This window comes from Paenibacillus residui, assembly GCF_042677205.1.
Lineage (GTDB): Bacteria > Bacillota > Bacilli > Paenibacillales > NBRC-103111 > Paenibacillus_L > Paenibacillus_L residui.
In genome coordinates, this window is sequence record NZ_JBHTIU010000031.1 from 1 (window position 1) to 17,338 (window position 17,338).

At 51.0% G+C, this 17,338-nt stretch carries 14 protein-coding genes; 6 read left to right on the top strand and 8 right to left on the bottom strand.

From position 1 onward, the window contains the following. Positions 1 to 75: 75 nt before the first annotated feature. A complete protein-coding gene (locus ACFQ03_RS10070) occupies positions 76 to 1,083 on the bottom strand; it encodes a Gfo/Idh/MocA family protein (protein WP_379287891.1) in 1,008 nt (335 codons plus the stop codon). Between the two features lie 29 nt (positions 1,084 to 1,112). Beyond that, positions 1,113 to 1,817 (bottom strand): PIG-L deacetylase family protein, encoded by a 705-nt coding sequence (locus ACFQ03_RS10075; protein ID WP_191964308.1) that lies wholly within the window; start codon positions 1,815 to 1,817, stop codon positions 1,113 to 1,115. Positions 1,818 to 2,130: 313 nt separating this feature from the next. Between ACFQ03_RS10075 and ACFQ03_RS10080 the strand changes: the two genes are divergently transcribed. After that, on the top strand, positions 2,131 to 3,015 hold the full coding sequence (locus tag ACFQ03_RS10080; RefSeq protein WP_379287893.1) for an ATP-binding cassette domain-containing protein: 885 nt from the start codon (positions 2,131 to 2,133) through the stop codon (positions 3,013 to 3,015). A gap of 3 nt (positions 3,016 to 3,018) precedes the next feature. After that, positions 3,019 to 3,807, top strand: a complete 789-nt coding sequence (locus tag ACFQ03_RS10085) for an ABC transporter permease (protein ID WP_379287895.1) — start codon at positions 3,019 to 3,021, stop codon at positions 3,805 to 3,807. 579 nt (positions 3,808 to 4,386) lie between these two features. Here ACFQ03_RS10085 and ACFQ03_RS10090 read toward each other — a convergent pair. Continuing rightward, positions 4,387 to 5,178, bottom strand: coding sequence for a TetR/AcrR family transcriptional regulator (locus ACFQ03_RS10090; RefSeq protein WP_379287897.1), 792 nt, complete (start codon positions 5,176 to 5,178; stop codon positions 4,387 to 4,389). A gap of 201 nt (positions 5,179 to 5,379) precedes the next feature. Here ACFQ03_RS10090 and ACFQ03_RS10095 point away from each other — a divergent pair, with 201 nt between their 5' ends. Then, positions 5,380 to 5,937, top strand: coding sequence for an FAD-dependent oxidoreductase (locus tag ACFQ03_RS10095; RefSeq protein ID WP_379287899.1), 558 nt, complete (start codon positions 5,380 to 5,382; stop codon positions 5,935 to 5,937). A gap of 937 nt (positions 5,938 to 6,874) precedes the next feature. Here ACFQ03_RS10095 and ACFQ03_RS10100 read toward each other — a convergent pair. The 5 genes from ACFQ03_RS10100 to ACFQ03_RS10120 all read right to left on the bottom strand — a co-directional run bounded on the left by ACFQ03_RS10100 (position 6,875) and on the right by ACFQ03_RS10120 (position 14,509). Next, complete coding sequence (locus tag ACFQ03_RS10100; protein WP_379287900.1) at positions 6,875 to 9,955, bottom strand: glycerophosphodiester phosphodiesterase family protein; 3,081 nt, start codon at positions 9,953 to 9,955, stop codon at positions 6,875 to 6,877. 22 nt (positions 9,956 to 9,977) lie between these two features. After that, positions 9,978 to 10,793 (bottom strand): carbohydrate ABC transporter permease, encoded by an 816-nt coding sequence (locus ACFQ03_RS10105; protein ID WP_144940532.1) that lies wholly within the window; start codon positions 10,791 to 10,793, stop codon positions 9,978 to 9,980. Next, complete coding sequence (locus ACFQ03_RS10110) at positions 10,783 to 11,667, bottom strand: carbohydrate ABC transporter permease (RefSeq protein ID WP_144940534.1); 885 nt, start codon at positions 11,665 to 11,667, stop codon at positions 10,783 to 10,785. The genes ACFQ03_RS10105 and ACFQ03_RS10110 overlap by 11 nt, the downstream gene beginning before the upstream one ends. A 25-nt stretch (positions 11,668 to 11,692) precedes the next feature. Further along, complete coding sequence (locus tag ACFQ03_RS10115; RefSeq protein WP_144940536.1) at positions 11,693 to 13,027, bottom strand: ABC transporter substrate-binding protein; 1,335 nt, start codon at positions 13,025 to 13,027, stop codon at positions 11,693 to 11,695. 573 nt (positions 13,028 to 13,600) lie between these two features. Then, positions 13,601 to 14,509, bottom strand: coding sequence for a LysR family transcriptional regulator (locus tag ACFQ03_RS10120; protein ID WP_186328470.1), 909 nt, complete (start codon positions 14,507 to 14,509; stop codon positions 13,601 to 13,603). Between the two features lie 430 nt (positions 14,510 to 14,939). Here ACFQ03_RS10120 and ACFQ03_RS10125 point away from each other — a divergent pair, with 430 nt between their 5' ends. From ACFQ03_RS10125 to ACFQ03_RS10135, 3 genes are read left to right on the top strand one after another with little or no spacing between them, the layout of a single operon-like run. Next, the gene (locus ACFQ03_RS10125) at positions 14,940 to 15,671 is read left to right on the top strand and encodes an ABC transporter ATP-binding protein (RefSeq protein WP_379288029.1); all 732 of its coding nucleotides are present in this window, start codon (positions 14,940 to 14,942) and stop codon (positions 15,669 to 15,671) included. A 1-nt stretch (position 15,672) separates the two neighbouring features. Next, complete coding sequence (locus ACFQ03_RS10130; protein ID WP_379287904.1) at positions 15,673 to 16,473, top strand: ABC transporter permease; 801 nt, start codon at positions 15,673 to 15,675, stop codon at positions 16,471 to 16,473. Continuing rightward, entirely contained in the window at positions 16,473 to 17,321 is an 849-nt protein-coding gene (locus tag ACFQ03_RS10135; protein ID WP_379287906.1) for an ABC transporter permease, read from the top strand. The genes ACFQ03_RS10130 and ACFQ03_RS10135 overlap by 1 nt, the downstream gene beginning before the upstream one ends. Positions 17,322 to 17,338 lie beyond the last annotated feature (17 nt).

Consider the following 17,338-nt stretch of genomic DNA (forward strand, 5'->3'; position numbering starts at 1 on the left):
AGGGAGAAGCTCTTTTTCTATATCCGCTTTTTCCAATTCCTACACCCACAGAGATTTTACACTATCCAAGGGGACTCAAGCTTCGAGCGAAATTTTCTCGCCCGTAGCGATGGACCGGTCTATAGCAAAGCATACTTCCATCGATTTGTACGCATCTTTAAAATCGCATCGGGTCGGTCTCTTGGTTTGGACAGCCTCCACGAATTCAGCAATTTCCATCTCGAAAGGCTGATGCGATACATCACCGCTTTCCGGCAAAACGACCGGGAAGGTGGCGAAATCCGTTTGTCCTGGAAACTTGTCGCTGAATACCCGGTTATTCATGATTGTTCCCTTGTCCCCCAGAAGGTGAATGTTAAATTTATAGGGCGTCCTGCACTCCAGGGAAGAGGATACTTTGCCGATCCCGCCATTCTTCAGCTTGAAGAGAGCTATTACATTCGGATCGAATTCGTAGTCGGAATCCGCACGCGTAGCACAGCTATAGGCCGTTACTTCGACGATATCGCCCGCAAAATATCTCAGTGCATCCACGGCATGGCATCCGGCCGACAGCATGCTGCTGCCGCCAAGCTCTGTCTTGGTGCTCCACCGGTACTGGGGAAATTGCGGGCCGATATGGTTCCAATAATCGATTTGGGCCATGAAAATACGTCCGACGGCATCATCCCGGATTAGTGCTCTGATCATCTCGATGGCCGGATTCCAGCGCAGCACGAAGCTCGCGATGGCCGTTATCCCCGACTCTTCTATCGCCGGAGCCATCTGCCTCATGGCCTCCATGTTCATGGCCAAAGGTTTCTCCAGCACCAGATGCTTGCCATTCCTTGCCGCCAGCTTGGCCTGATCAGGGCGCACATCGGGGGTCGAGCATAGGATAACGGCATCTATGTTCGGTTCCTTGATCATCTCTTCGTAATTCGTATAGATGCGCGCTTCCATTCCCAGCTCCGCCAACCGGTTCCCTGCCCGTTCGGCATCGCCGGTCACCACGGCGTACAATTCAGCCTCCCGGTTCGAGCGAATCGCCTTCATATACTCCTTCGCGACCCATCCCGTACCCACCACTGCAAAACGTATCATGTCCGCTCTTCTCCTCTCATGTTCTCTTATCAAACCGGAAATCGGACAGCGTTTGGCCTGCTCCAGGCCATATGCTGAATAAATCCTTCTGCATACGCACAGCCGGCCTGCATTCCGCGGAATTTGTTCATCGTCATCACGCTGTCCAGAATATCTACGTTGTCATGGTTTTTGAGCCAGACCAATTGGCTCTGGTGCTTCTTCAGCATTTCAAGCTTGGTGCCGAACGTTGCCGTAATATCCACATAGAGAGTCGGCTGAAAATCAATCCCCGACAAATTGTCCATGTAATACAATGCGGGCACCTTCGCAGCGGGCTTGTGCTGCCGGGATGCACCGGGCAGCGTGGCCAGGAACGTCGTATCGAAGACGATTCGGCTTAATGCATTATGGTCTGGCATATAATCGTTAGGAGCATGTGTGATCACGAGATCAGGTTGAACCGTGCACATCAAGTCGATGAATTTCAGACGGATCTCCTCTTGCTCCGGCCAAATTTCCCCATCCCGGAGCCCCAGCGAAACGACACGGCTGCCAATGACAGCCCCGGCCTGCTCGGCCTCTCGTCTGCGAATGGGCACCAGCTCAGAAGCGGGGATTTCGTAATGACCTTTATCCCCGTCGCTGGCATGACACAACACCACTTCATGACCGGCCTCGACCATCTTGGCCAGCGTTCCTGCACAGGAAATTTCAATATCATCCGGGTGAGCCCCGATCGCCAATACTTTCAATATCCAATCCCTCCCCATATCTATTTAATAGACGGCCGCCGGCTACAAGAGCCGGAGCGAACTCCTATTTTGAAAAATACCCGATTGGAGAAGCCGATGCAGGTCATAATTCAAACCGTTTAAGCCATATTTTAATATTCTTCCGGACGGGACATTGCGTACTTGAAAATGAGAAGCCGCGGCGCACCGGGAAGAACGGCACTTTGATGGAGGCGCCTCTGCAATGCACAAAAAAACCTTGATATTTAATTGTATATATCATATACTGTTTATACTATAAACGGTATATGATATATACAGAAAGGGGAATGCAATGAGTTCGTTAGCTATTGAAGTAGTCGGGCTGCGCAAAGCATTCGGTCAACAGGTTGTTCTGGACGGCATTGATCTTTCGGTCCAGAAAGGTACTGTATTTGCCTTGCTGGGCCCTAACGGAGCCGGCAAAACTACACTCATCCATATTCTGTCTACCTTAGTGGCTCCCGACGCCGGGACCGTCAAGGTGGGAGGATATGATCTCACTGCCCAGAAGAGTAAGGTAAAGCAGTCCATCAGTCTCACCGGCCAGTATGCAGCCGTTGATGAGATGCTGACGGCAGAGGAGAATCTGCGCATGATCGGCAGACTTTCGGGACTGACCGCAGCGGAATCCCGGGCCCGCGCCGACGAGCTGCTGCAAGCCTTCGATCTGACGGCAGCCGCCCGCAAGTATGTCAAAACCTACTCAGGCGGCATGCGGCGGCGCCTGGATCTCGCCATCAGCCTGGTGGTCAGCCGCCCCATATTATTTCTGGACGAACCGACGACCGGACTGGATACGAACAGCCGGCGCACCCTGTGGGACATCATCACGCAGCTCAAAGAGCAGGGGATGACGATTTTCCTGACAACACAGTATTTGGAAGAAGCCGATCAATTGGCGGATAGGATTGCGGTGATTCATAAGGGGAAGGTCGCAGCCTCCGGAACGGTCAAGGAGCTTAAATCCCGCGTAAGCGAAGAGGTGATTGAGCTGCGCAATGACAAGGATGAACTGATCCGCAGCATTCCTACCTGCGGAAGTATTCAAGGGGTTATGCGGGCGCTTGGAGAGCTGGCCGGTACGGTTCCTGATGCAACCAAAATCAGCATTCGCCGGCCCAGTATGGATGATGTCTTTCTCGAATTGACGTCCGAGGACAAGAAGGAGGCGGTGTAAAAGATGAATATTTCGATAAATCCGTCCAAAAAAGCTTCTTTCGGAGCTGCTCATCTTGCGTTCATCGGACGCAGCCTCCGTCTTTCCCTGCGCGACGTTGAGGCATTGATTATGGCCCTATTGCTCCCGATCCTGCTCATGCTCCTGTTTACCTACGTCTTCGGCGGAGCGCTGGATGCCAGCGGCAATTATGTCAATTATGTCGTTCCGGGCATCATTTTGTTATGTGCCGGCTTCGGGTCGGCCGGTACGGCGGTAAGTGTAGCCCAAGACATGACGAACGGAATCATTGACCGATTCCGGACGATGCCGGTCAGCAGCTCAGGCGTCATCTTCGGGCACATTATCGTAAGTTTGGTGCGCAACCTGCTTGCTACTCTGGTAGTCATCGGCGTTGCTTTCATCGTAGGGTTCCGCACTACCGCAAATGTGCTTGAATGGATTGGCGCCCTGGCCATCATCTTATTGTTTATCCTGGCGCTCACATGGCTGTATGCAGCAATCGGATTAGTCGCGGGAAGCGCATCCGCCGCCAATGGTTACGGCTTCATCCTGCTCTTTCTTCCCTATCTGTCCAGCGCATTCGTCCCGACGGAGACGATGCCGGACGGATTGCAGTGGATCGCTAATCATCAGCCGATTACTCCGGTGATCGAAACCATCCGCGGGCTGCTCACCGGAACCCCGATAGGTAATCAAGTCTGGTGGGCTATCGGATGGTGCGTGCTTATCATTCTTATTTCTCTCGTATGGAGCATCCGGGCATTTCAGCGAAAAGCAGGGCGCCGTTAATGACCCTCTTGCATGAAGAGTCCTGTCAAGTATGAGCTGGGGTCGCATAACATACGGCGGCGTCTCCAATATGAAGCAAAAAAGACCTCAAATCCCGCCATGGAGTGGGTTCGAGGTCTTTTCTAATGGACATAAAAAGCTGCCTTTAACACCGGGTTTAGGGGACAACCCCAGCCTCGGTCATCTGATCGGATAGTGTAAAAGACGAGCAAAACTGCAGGTCTTTTTGGAAAAAAGCCGCGCACTGCCTTATTCTAAAGCGATAATGCAGGTCTTTGGAGAGATTTTTGCGAAATCGCTCCATTTTGTGAGAAAAGACCTGCACATTTGAGCGTCTTTCGCTCTTTTTTTGGTAAAAGGCAGGATTTCAATGTACTATTGCTCGTCTTTGCGTCTTTGCGTCTTTGCGACTTTGCGACGTCCTAACGAGTCCGAATGCGACCTTCATGCATAAAGGGACGGCTGGCTTTCCCTTGTGCCCAGTGGGCAGCGATATACCACTGGCCTTACTCTTTTTCTCGTTTTCGCAGTTTTGCCGGTTCAGGACGTCCCCGTTGCGAACACTTTGAGACAGCCGGTCTATTTTCCATTTTCCGCTTGTCTTTGATTAAGGTAGTACTCAATCCCGTCCAGAATTCGTTCCAATCCAAATTCGAAGTCGTTGCTTCCATCATCCGACTCATTCTCCCCGGCATACGTGCCTGATTTCACCATTGCATAAAGCTGGGGGAATTGTTCTTGGGTCACTAAATACTTAAGCGCATTATGTATATCTGATGTGCTTGGGGCAGCAGAACGGCTGCCTGCTTGAACCGCCTTATCTATATCCCGGATAATTCCTCCCCAAGATCGGGCGTAACTGTTTAACAACAGCACGATGGACATCTTCTCATGATCACTTAACGGACAATGACGCATGATCCGAAGTCCCCACTCGACAATTTGAAGGATATTGGGGGTATATGGTTCCCCTGTAATCGGAATGTCAAAAAACCAAGGGTGTTCCCGCAAAATCTGGATGCAAGCTTGTACATACTCCCGCATGCCGTTTTTCCAATCCTCATCCTTCTCCTCGGGCGGAATGGGGATATCGCACACAGCGTCCTGCATAAGGAGCAATAAATCTTCCTTGCTCGGAATGTATCTGTATAAGGACATCGCCGTATATCCCAGCGAAGCCGCAACACGGTTCATGGAAACCGCAGATAGTCCATCCTTGTCCGCAATCTGGATAGCAGTATCGACAATTTTCCGGATGCTAAGCTCGCGCTTCGGTCCCCGCTGAGGCTCCTTTTCCAACCCCCAACTGAGGGCTATGCCTCGCGGCAGGTTTTGCATGGCTTCGTTGTCCTTGCGATCTTCATCTTGCATGGGTTCAGCCTCCACGAAATTGCTTATATCATATACAGTATAACACATTTTTATGGAGCATTATCAGACAGCCGGTAAGGTAATAGAAGTGCAGCTTATCTTCAAAAAGATTCAGGAAATAAAAACCATAAAAATTCTAGATATGGTAAAATCAGATTGTACTGCCATACTCAGTTCATAAATAGAAAGGAGCCAATGAATATGTACGATATTGCCGTTATTGGATCCGGACCTGCGGGAGCAAGCGCTGCCATATTCGCTGCCAAATCCGGCAAGAAAACACTGGTGATCGATAATGATCAAGGGGTCACGCGGCGGGCCTGGGTCAAGAATCATTACGGTGTGGAAGACATTAAGGGACCCGATCTAGTTGAAGTGGGTAACAAGCAAGCCGCAGCATTCGGAGCCGAATATGTTCGCGACAAAGCCGTCGAAATTGCCAAATCGGAGGAAGGCTTCATCATTCATTCCGAAAACGGTTCCTATCCGGCCAAGCACGTCATACTGGCTACCGGCTTCTTAACCGACCTCGCGGAAAAAAGCGGAATCAAGACGGCGCCCGGTACGGAGCCGCGTGTGAAAACCATCATTCAGGTGGACTCCAGCGGAAAAACAAACATCGACGGCATCTGGGCCGCGGGTACTTGTGCGGGAGTTAGTGTACATACGATCATTACCGCAGGGGACGGTGCCAAGGTAGCCATCAATGTGATCAGCGAAATGAACGGAGAACGTTACGTGGACCATGATGTTCTATAGGTGATGTGGGATAATCTGAAGTTCTTGCTTCCGATGTGCACCCCGGATCGAAAATATACCCTTAAACCGGAGGCTAACTCTAGCTTCCGGTTTTTTTGCACTGACTCTGCGTGGTTTTAAACGGTAACTTCCTTTTTAAAAGAAGCTAGATATCCGGGTAATAAAGAAGTATCTGCTCTCTACGGATTCCCATTCATTGGTAGCAACTAACTGTATTTTATGCAGGTAAAATGAAGTGAACGATAGAAAATGATTAAACTACCTTGAAAATCCGTCTATTTTACCGTCTGCAGGCATCGTTGCAAGCGGAGCGGCACGTCTAACTGTATTTTGTACAGGTAGATTCAAGCGAATGGGCGAAAATGATCAAACTAACTGGATAAACTACAGTTAAAATGGGCAACTTTGGGCGAAACGGCTGTTTTGGCGCAAACTAGCTGTAGGTTTTCCAGTTAGTTTCCATATTTCTTCCGAATATAGAAATCTAACTGTATGAAATCCATTTAGTTTTCAAATTTCACATTATTGAAGCAATTCAACTCTTATTCTACCTTGAAAATCCATCCATTTTCACCATCTGATGGTGCCGGGCAAACGGAATGGCGCGTCTAAATGGAAAAAGTACACTTAGAATCGAGACTTTTCGCCAATTTCCCACTTTTAAAAAAAAGCTTCTAACGAAGCCTTTTCGAAGAAGTTGTTGAATCCATCTTTAGCGGAAGCTTTTTATGCCGATTAGAAAGTTGTTTCATTTATTGCTTTAATGCACTTAAACTTTCTAATAGGGCAAGGATTAACGGCTATCGCCGTCCTTTGGACTGGCGCGTTTACCGATGAAATATAAGAACGGGTATAAGGTGAAACTTATACTTTCTTATTTCCTCAAAAAAAACCTCCGGAAGACCGAAAAGGCGGTCATCCAGAGGTTTTTCATTATCTATGGCCTAATATTGATTTTAGTCGGCCCGGCAACCAGCGTCCACTGCTCATCGGCAAATTCGTACCGGTAATAAGCCTGGACCCAGGCTTGGCCTTCGGCCAGCGCGGTCATGCTCGTTCCGTCTTCGCCTACGGCGATCAACTGGGATTCCGGATCCAGGGGCCGGATGAACAAGGGAGCCGGCTGCCCGGTGTATGACCGATATTGCACGGACCCGGATATCGAAGCGGACTCGCCCACCTTCATCGTCAACTGATCGGGGGCTTCTACCGCAACCGGTACACCGGCATAATCGTTCGGATTATCAGTCACGTCACTTATCGGCCAGGCAAAAGTGACAAGCCCCCGGTGTTTCACATAATCCAGCATTTCCGGAGTCATGGAATTGGAAGGATTGAAATGGACGTTCTCCCTCACCGCTTCCCTTATAAATTTATCCGCATGGCCAAGCGGATTTTCCACGGGCGCCGGACCGTTATGGATATAGACCAGTCCGATCTCCTTGTTCAGCTGGCGGACCGTCTTTAGTTCCTCCAAGCGGAATGTGATGATAAATACATCTTGTTCCAAACCGTAGCTCTTAACAAGATCAATGATTTTTTGTTCCAGATGGGGCGCTTTAATTTCCAGGAACAAGGCCATTTCTCTCGTCTTCTTCTTGGAATTGACCCATTCCAGTAATTCTATAAGCGTCGGTACCTGGACCGGGTCCGATGGCTGGATATAGTTGGCGTTCAGCTGTTTCATTTCAGCCAATGTCTTATCCCTGACCTTCCCGGTTCCGTCCGTCGTCCGGTCCACATTATCATCATGCATCAGAATGAGATGCCCATCCTTGGTTTCCAGTATGTCGGTTTCGATAAAATCGGCCCCTGCCAGCCAAGCTTGCTCAAATGCGGGCATCGTATTCTCCGGCACTTGATCGAGGGAGCCGCGATGACCTCCGATAAGGGGACGCTGGGTGACGGTCTTTTCATCGTACTGGCTTAACGAAGCAATGGCGTCGCGGGGATTTTCCGTTACTAGTCCGGCAGCCCCTATCGCAATCAAATCATGAGCTGCCTTCTCTTCCTGCCTGCTCATGCCCCATACCGTGATTCCGCGAATACGCAAGTAATGAATGCTGTCGGCCGTTAGCCTGCTGTGATCCAGCATGACGACGGAAGCACCGCTTTTGCGTGCCGCTAACACGATCTTCTGAAGCTGCGCCTTGTTTAAAGGATGGTTCCCGTAGATAATTCCTCCGCGCAATTCACGGTTCATTTCCCGCACACCGGCGACCACATGCTCATTCTCTGAGACGATGAGGGCATCGAGCATTTGTTTCTCCTCCAGCAGCTGCACCACCTTGGCCGCCGTTTCCGCACTATCCGCCTTAATAACCGGGATCAGCTTGCCTTCTATCCTATCCAACACTTCGGATAGAAGAGGCACCCGCTCCCCTGCGAATTGCGGAGAGAACCAGCTTCCTGCGTCCAGCGCCCGGATTGTCTCCCACGTGTTCTTATCGACACGGCCCTTTCCATTGGTAGTCCGATTCAACGTATGGTCCTTCATCAAGACCAGGTAGCCATCGGATGTTTCCCGGACAGGAAGCATAATGTGGGCGGCCTCGGTTTCGAGCAGCTTGTCGACTGCGGCCAGGGTATTTTCCGGTGCATTGACTGCATCGCCGCCATAGGCCACAATCGTAGGCGATACAACAAGGCCGTTGGCAGGCTCCCGCGCAGCCAGGACGTCTTCCCGCAGCGTTCTGTCCGGAATACGGCTTTCATCGGCATATGGCCCGAATAGAATCACACCCGGAGAAGGGTTAGGCTGGGCGACAAAATCGATCGCACAATTATTCGTATCGATTTCATTCAACCTTTCGATCGAATGCCCGTTATTTCCAAATATCGTCGTATCGTAAGGGGTAACCCCCGGGAATGGCGCCGGATCTTTCCAGACCACCGCATCGATAATTTGCATATCCCGGTCGAAAAGCAGAGCCTGATCGCCGGCATTCGCCAGCCGGACTGTACCGTCCGCCCAAGCCGTATTTTTCTTCAGAGTCGGAACCTCCGGCATGGAATCATCCAATTCAAAATCCGGAGTAACGCCGTACCTGGCTTTAATCCCTTGGGCATTGCCCGCTACGACGATCACCTGATACGGCTTGATCGAGGTTCCTTCGGGAAATTTGAACATTCCTTCCCCGGCACTGCCCACTCTCGGGAACTCGGAATCGCCAATGTGGTAGCCGCTTATATCGATTACATCATCGCCGATATTCGTAATTTCAATGAATTCCCCGGTATCTTCATCGTGAATCGCGTCATATAGAACTTCCGTAATCAGCAGGGAACGACTGATCATCGGACCAGGGAACGGATGCGGCTCGTCGCTTCGAAATTTGTAGGAACCGGGAGTCGGCGCAAGCGGCCAGAAATCTATCGATGCATCTCCGGTAGTATATATCCGCTGCAGGGACTGGACATGCTGAGTCATCGCCGGAGCTGCCTTGTAGGTAATTCCGTTCAGCTTCCTCTCGATTATATAGGGGACATAATCGATGACCTGTTGATTGTTATCCATCAACAATATATCGTCGCCCCCCTGGGCCAGACTGAGGTATCCTTTCCCCCAGACATTATCCGCCAGCATATCCGGGACATTCGGATCCGGCCGAGGATTGTAGGTTGCATGCATGGGAAGTTCAAAATCGGCGGTAAAGCCGTATCTTTCACGGGTAATGATCGCTGATTGGGTGATCACTACCGACTCCCCGGCTCCGATGACGGTTCCTTGCGGAAACCGGTACATCCCTTCGTTGGCGCCCTTCGCTGCCGCATCCCCGATATAGTATCCGCTTATATCGAGAGGCTCCTGTCCCGCATTGGAAATCTCCACATATTCGGCTCCATTGTCACTGCCGGGGGCATCATACATAATTTCCGTAATCCAGAGGGATTGTCCGACCACCCTCTCACTGGCGTACACGATCTGGTCCTTAGGTGAAACAACAAGTCCGGAAGCTGCAAGCAGTACACTTAAAACAGAAAATACCGTTTTTATAAGCCATACTTTGCCGTTCATAAAGTTGCCTCCCGTTTCACTATTATTTCACACCGGCACTCAGAAAGCTGCTGATGATATGCTTCTGCACAAGCAAAAAGGCGAGCACAGGCGGAATGGACGCCAGAGTGGCGACAGCCATCATCGGCCCCCAAGAGGTTCCCCCTTCCGAGTTAATAAATAGCTGCAGGGCCAGAGGAATCGTGAACATGTTCTCATCGTTAATGACCATCAAAGGCCAGAAATACTCGTTCCAAACATTGATAAAAAAGATAATCCCAATCGCCACGATCATCGGCCGGACGGCCGGAACGACAATGAGCCACATGCGCTGCCAGTCACTGGCCCCTTCCACCTGCGCCGACTCCAGCAGTGCTTTGGGAATGGTGCGGAACGACTGCCTCAGGAAAAAAACACCCATCCCATTAGCCAGCTGCGGCAAAATAATAGCGGCATAGCTGTTGAGAAGCCCCCATCTGCTGAGCAGCAAATAGTTCGGCAGCATCGTTACCAAGACGGGAATCAGCATGCTGGCCACGATAATGTAGAACAGCGCATATCTGCCCCTGAACTCGAATTGGGTTAACGCGTAGGCTGCCAATATGCTCGTTAACACCTGAAAGATCGTAGCCGCCGCTGCGACAATGAACGAATTGAACACAAACCGGGACATAGGTGAACTAACCATAACATGTTGGAAATGTTCAAACGTTATCGGCAGAGGGATCGGATTGAGAAAATCGCTAAAGATTTGTCCTGTTTCCTTCAAAGAAGTGCTGACCATCCAAATGAGCGGAAAGAAGCTGAGCAGCAGTGCAACGATGAGCAGCAGGTGCCACCAGTTGAAACTAATTTTCATAGTGCACCCTCCGTTCCATCACTAATGCCTGGAAAATAATCAATCCGCTGAAAGCTATGAAGGTGAGAACCGAAACAGCGGAGGCCAGACCGCTTCTGAAAAATTGGAAGGCATACTGGTAAACCGTATAGACCAAGTGCGTGGTAGCCTGATCCGGTCCGCCGTTCGTCAGCATCTGAATAGGCACGAACGACCATTGGATGCCAAGAACAACGGTGATAACAAAAACAAACATAATCGTTCCCCCGGATAGAGGGATGTAAATTTTCCGGATCAGCCCCATGCTGCTGCTTACGCCATCGATGCGGGCCGCCTCCACGATGTCCTGCGGTACGGACAAAATACCGGACAACAGTAAAATAAAATGGTAACCGAACGTTTTCCATGAGGTGATGATGACGATCGAGATCAGTGCCCAACCGGGATCGGACAGCCAATTGACGCTCGGCAGCCCGATCAAGCCTATCAAATGGTTCACCGAACCGCTGATCGGATTGAACAGCCATAAGAAAACGATGGAAGCTACCGCCAGAGACAGAACGGTAGGAACGAAAATGGCGCTCTTCAAGAACGACTGCATTTTGCCGCGAACCCGAGTCACCGCATAAGCTACGAAAAAAGGGGCGACAAGCAGAAGAAGAAGCAGCAATACAATATACATTCCCGTGTTCCACACCGATTTCCAAAATTCCGCGCTTGTCAGCAAATGCACGTAATTGTCCAGCCCTACCCACTTGCGGTTAGGGCTCACCATATTCCAGCTGAGAAAGCTGATTTCCACCGACTTCACAAGCGGATAATACACGAAGACCGCAATCGGAATGACGGCAGGCGCCAGATAAAGATACGGTTTAAGTTTTTTGAATACCGTCATTATTCGAACCCCATTCCCCTAACTTTTATTTCAACAACTCCCTGATCCGCTCTGCGGCCTTGGTCATGGCATCCTGCGCACTGCTCGTTCCGTTGAGAATCTGATCTCTGGCATCGATAAGCGCTTGTTCCGCCTGAAGTCCGTTCTCCCCCGGGAAGTTGGCCCATTGTACCGTAGAATCTTTTTGCTCGATTGCCGCTTTCATTAAGGGATTGGATTCAAGGAAAGGCTTCAGACCGTTGGGATCTTCGGCCACTCCTTCACGGGGAGGCAAATAACCGGTCCCTTCCACCCATCGGGTTAATGCTTCGGGAGACTGCAAATATTTGATAAACTCCCATGCTGCCTTCTGCTTATCCGGATCCTTGGTAAACACGACCAAAGAGTTGCCCCCGGCCGGTATCGATCTCGGCTTGTTTCCAAACGTAGGCGATGTGGTTGTGCGAAGATCGAAATTGCTCTGCTCTTGAATGCCTTTCATCCGTCCGATGGTTGTGTACAGCATGGCGATTTTACCGTTGCCGAATGCCTGCTGGCCTTCCTCCTGTTTGGCGTGGAAAGCAAGCTTGTTCTTGACCATGTCTCCCATCATTTGATAAACCTCGACAACTTCGGGAGAGTCTACGACTACCTTCCTATTCCCTCCGTCGCCTTCCTGCCAATCCCCCCCGTTAGATTTGACCAGAGCGTATTGGGCCCAGTTATCCGGCGGTTCTTGAATATACAGCCCGTAATTGCCCGTCTGATCCCGCACCTTCTCGCTTAACTCCATGACTTCTTCCCAAGTCTTGGGCGGGCTGTCCGGGTCCCAGCCTACTTCTTTAAGCATATCGGCATTGTAATAAAGAACCGGATTGCTCAGACCGTACGATAATCCGACTATCGTGCCGTCATCCGCCTTGCTTAGCTCAACAATATTCGGCAAAAAGTTGTCCTGTATGAAATTAGGCTCTTCTTTATCCATCGCGGCGACTTCCATTATTGGGGTATATGGCAGGTTGCCGTTCACATAGGACAGATAATTGTAGCCCATCATGGCCACATCGGGAGGATGGCCTCCGGCAATGGCTGCCTGCGCTTGCTGGATGACCCCTTGGTATTGGTTGGGAATATACTTTCCTACCACTTGAATGTTCTCGTTCGTTTCGTTAAACGTATCAATAATTTTCTTGACTTCATTACCGCCCCAGTCATTGGAATTGACGTGCCAATATTCGATCGTAATCTTCTGCCCCGAGCCTTGGGAGCCTCCGTTGGAATTGCCCTGGGGGCTGCCGTTCGTCCCCGAAGAACAGCCGACAACAGCCAGCAATAAGGCCGGGATAAGCATACTAACGGACCAAAAACGTGCTTTTCTCACAGTTCTTTCCTCCTTGTTTACATTTCCGTAAATTTAAGCGCTTTCAATTTTAGTACAATAAAAATTCCGCCCGGACTGACAAATTAATATTCGTCAAAAAATCAGATTTAAATCCAACCCCCTCGCTCATTTATGTTCATTTCATAGCAAGTATTGTTCGTTTGTGTATCGTAATAATACAACGATTCTTAATATTCAGTCAATAAAATTGTTTATTTTCAATTATATATGCACAATATTTTTTCGGGATTCCGCGTCTTTATGTTTATTTATATAGATTTAATGATTATAAAAGCTTGTGATGCTCTAGTCACAAGCTTATAAACATACTTTTATTCTTGATTGCCGTTTGTTGGTGTGCCCTGCTACCATAACCAGTCTTCAGACCGTGGGCTTACTAAATCATAACGGGTAACCCGGGCGCCTTGGCCGGATAAGACTGGCCGAAGTTTTCCTTTGGCGCAAAGGGATTTCGAGCAACGAACGGCTGTGCGCTGATTAATTTGCAGGCTGGCAGGAGGCACCAGCGTTTTCCTGCAGTCAAGCTCGCGGTCAACCCGTGCCCCCTGTAAATTACCGCTGCTCCAGATGCCGGCGGAAGACTTCAAACATGGCTTCACAGATGGAGTCCTTCACGAAGGTGTTCCGCTGGGCAAGGATGCCGAGCTCGGGCCCGGCCTCGAGAAAATCCATCCGCCTCGCCATTGTTCCGGAGGGCAGCACGGAAGCCTCCACCTCGGGCACGAAGGCCAACCCCAGCCCGGCCTGAACGTAATACTTAAGCGCCGTGATGCTGGCTACTTCAATGTGGTTCTGCAGCGTCATACCCAGCTTGCGTGACAGGATCGAGTCCAGCTTGATCTGGAAAGGACAAGCCGCCGGAGTCAGCAGAAAGCGCTCCTTGGCCAGCTTCTCCAAAGAAAGCTCAGGCTCTTCAGCCAGGGGATGATCCCCGGGAAGCAGCAGGACAAACCGCTCGAAGCCGAACGGGTGGAACTCCAGCTCCACATTGGCATCCGACCGTCTGCATAGGGCGAACAGATGAGGCTCCGGCTGATGGCAGAGGGCGAAATCGACCTGATCGTCCAGCACCATCTGCATCAATTGCTGATTAGTTCCGACGGCGATTTGGATTTGAACATTCGGCTTCTGCTCCAGGAAGGCCGCCAGGATCTGCGGCAGCCGCTGAGTGGCGGACGGCTCCGAGGCGCCTATGTGAAGGACTCCGGCCTCCCCTTGACGGAATTCCTCGACGGAACGGTTGAAATCCGTATATTCTTTCAGCAAGGCACCGGCGCGATGATATACAAATTGGCCGGCCTTCGTCAGCTTCATCGTTTTCCCCCGCTCGAATAACGTGACGCCCAGTTCATTTTCCAGCCTTTTGATTTGCATAGTTATAGTGGGCTGAGAATACCGCAGCACTTCCGCCGCCCGGTGAAAGCTTCCCTCTCTGACAATCGTTTGAAACGTTTTAATCAAGCGAACCTGCATCCCTGTCACCATCTTTACGATTATTAATCAGTTCGATTACCATTTTCAATTATACTTTCGTGAATAAATTTAGTATGATGACCATTACAAGTTAAAACCAAGTAAATAAGTAGGTATAGTATCGTTTAAATCGTACAACAGATATCCCGACAATTCAAGACCGGCGTAGCCCCATGCGGTCGATGAGCTGCCGTCGTGCAGCGCGATACTGCCCGCTGGAAGCTGCACCCGGCGCGAAAAGAGGGGCTCCTTGAGCCGACGATTAAGCGGCTATGGAGTTGTGCGGATCTGCCACCTGCGCAGTACCGCAATATGCGCCGGAAAAGCACATATGTAAAAACAATGATGGATCAAAGAGACAAAACATCTAAAGGGGGGGCCCCGGTTGTTGCCCGAAATTGAAGTGGAAAATGTCAGCATGCGCTACCGGACGGAAGGTTCCGAAGTGGTGGCCCTGCATCAGGTAAGCCTGGAAGTGGGCGCAGGGGAGTTCGTTTCGCTGCTCGGCCCTTCCGGCTGCGGGAAGACGACGCTGCTGCGAATCATGGCCGATCTGCAGCAGCCCACAAGCGGTGTAGTCAAAATTGCCGGCAAATCGCCAAAGGAAGCACGTCTCTCGCAAAAATACGGCATCGTGTTCCAAAGCCCCGTGCTGTATGACTGGCGAACGGTTAAAGCGAATATTACCCTGCCGCTGGAAATGATGAGCATCCCCAAGGCCGAGCGTAACAGACGAGCCGACGAGCTGCTGGAGCTGGTGGGGCTCGGAAATTTCAGCGATAGATACCCCTGGCAATTAAGCGGAGGCATGCAGCAGCGTGTAGCTATCGCGCGGGCGCTGGCGATCCGGCCGGAAATTTTATTGATGGATGAACCCTTCTCCGCACTCGATGAATTTACGCGAGAACGGTTGAACGAAGAACTGCTCGCCATCTGGAAGCAAATCCAGAGCACGGTCGTGTTCGTGACGCACAGCATTCCGGAGGCCGTTTTTCTATCGGATCGGGTATTCGTCCTGTCTCCGCATCCGGGCAGATTGTCCGCGGTGGTCGATATTCCGCTGCCGCGCCCCCGTACCCAGAGCATGCGAAATGACCCGGAGTTTTTCCGGCTGATTACGGAAATCCGGGATCGGTTTGAAGGGGTATAGCATGAAAATCATTCACAACCGGCTGTTTCCGGTGTTTGTAATCGGCTTGGCTCTGCTCGTGTTATGGGAGACGGCATCCTGGTACTTAACAGAAGTGCTTGATACCAATATGGCTCAATCCAAGCTGCCTTATCTTCATGAAATGGCGGCGACCTTGTTCACCTACAGCCCTACCCTGCTGCACGAAGGCTGGTCCACGTTCATGAATGCGGGTCTTGGATTTCTGCTCGGCGCTGCCGTCGGCTCCCTGCTGGCGATTATCATGAGCCTGTCCGTTTGGGTGGAACGGGTCAGCTTTCCCTACATCATTATTTCACAAATGATTCCCGTGCTCGGGCTGGCACCGATCATTTACGGAATAGTGCAGGACGAGAACTGGTCACGCATCGTGATTGCTGCGTATATAACCTTTTTCCCGGTCAATTTAAACCTGCTCAAAGGGCTGCGGAGCACAAGTCCCCAGGCCTTGGAATTAATGCGCTCCTATGCCGCGAGGACATGGAGCATCTACTGGAAGCTGCGCTTGCCCAACGGGCTGCCCGGGTTGTTCAGCGGGTTGAAGATAGCCGCTCCACTTTCGGTTACGGCGGCTATCTTGGTTGAAATGATGGGCGCCCAGCATGGATTAGGCGTTATTATGCTGCGCAATTTATACTACGGCCCGGCCAATACTTATCTGTTCTGGTCCACGGTAGCGGCGGCCGCTTTAACGGGAATAATCAATTACTTAATCATCAGCGGGCTGGAGAGGGCTCTGACCCCCTGGCAGCCGGCTTATCGCAATAAGGGAGGTGAGCGCTGATGGAGGGAGCTGCCGCCCGTTCGTCAAACCAAGAGGCCGGCCACCCGCCGATTGGTCGCAGAGCCATAACATTTGCCGTCCGCATCCTGAAACAATATACCGTTCCGGCGGCATTCGGGGCACTGTTTATTCTTCTATGGCAGTGGGAATGGTTCCATACCCTGCTGAATATCAAAGTGCATCAACTGCCGCTGCCCACATCCATCTGGAAAGCGCTGAGCTCGAATATTGATGTTCTGGCAAGACACGCCGGTTATACAGTTGCGGAAGCTCTGCTGGGAATGCTGGCGGGCTCGCTCATCGGCTTTGCCGTCGCCCTCTTGGCGACTCAATGGCCCCGCTGGGGCTCGACCGGCCTGATCTTCATCGCGGCCCTCAATGCCGTCCCCATTATCGCGCTCGCGCCGATTATGAATCTATGGTTCGGGGACGGACTCGGCTCACGGGTGGCGGTAGTCACCATCACGACGATGGCGGCCATGGCATTCAACGCTCACAGAGGCTTAACCCAGATCGATCCGCTGGCGCTTGACCTGATGCATTCTTACGGAGCCCGGAAGAGCGAGGTGTTCCGCTATGTAAGGCTGCCCAACTGCCTGCCTTATCTGTTTACCGCTCTGAAAATCAATGCGACCGCCAGTATGATCGGCGCTATAGTGAGCGAATTTTTTTACTCGTCCGGTGGAATCGGGTACTTGCTCTCCAACTCCATTAAAGTAGCCAAAATGTCCATGGGCTGGGCCTGCATCGTGGTCGCATCGGCGGTCGGAGTTATTTTATACATTCTTATTGAGGAAATAGAAAAGCTGGCCATCCGCTGGCATTCCTCCCGGAAAACATCCACATAGAAGGAGCGCAGATGATA